Source organism: Kitasatospora putterlickiae (genome assembly GCF_039527695.1).
GTDB classification, from domain to species: domain Bacteria; phylum Actinomycetota; class Actinomycetes; order Streptomycetales; family Streptomycetaceae; genus Kitasatospora; species Kitasatospora putterlickiae.
In genome coordinates, this window is sequence record NZ_BAAAKJ010000106.1 from 8,388 (window position 1) to 8,937 (window position 550).

Annotated in this window: 1 protein-coding gene; it reads left to right on the top strand. The window is 80.7% G+C overall.

Annotated features, from left to right (window positions below; all coding sequences use genetic code 11):
- Positions 1-25: 25 nt before the first annotated feature.
- A partial coding sequence (locus tag ABD308_RS11280) for a cell division protein PerM (RefSeq protein WP_344331838.1) occupies positions 26-550 on the top strand: 525 nt, incomplete at its 3' end.

A 550-nucleotide genomic window follows, 5' to 3' on the forward strand; every position in this document is an offset into this window, starting at 1 on the left:
CCGGCCGACGGGGGGAGGGGGGGCGGTGCGGGTGGCGGCGACGGCGGCCGGGGCGGGGCTGTTGGCGGCCGGCGGACTGGTGGTGGCGGGGGCGGCGGTGCTGGCCGCGGTGTCCGCGAGTGGTGCGCCGGAGGTGTTCGCGGGCGGGCCGGCGGCGGTGCTGGGGGCGTTGCTGGTGACTCTGGTGCTGCTGCCGAACGCGGTGCTGTGGGGTGCGGCGTACGCGCTCGGGCCGGGGTTCGCGGCGGGGGAGGGGACGGTGGTGTCGCCGGCGCGGACGGTGCTGGGGCCGGTGCCGGAGTTCCCGTTGTTCGCGCTGCTCCCGGAGCCGGGTGAGGGTGGCTGGCGGCTGGTGGTGTACGCGCTGCCGGCGCTGGCGGGCGTGGTGCCGGGGTTGCTGCTGGGCCGGGCGGCCGCGGGTCGCGGCGGTCCGCGTGGCCCGCGCGGCCCGTGGTCGGTGCCGGCCACGGTGGTGGCGGCGCTGGCGGCGGCGCTGCTGGTCGGGGTGGTGGCGGCGGGTGACCTCGGGGTGGGCGCGGGTGTAGCCCTT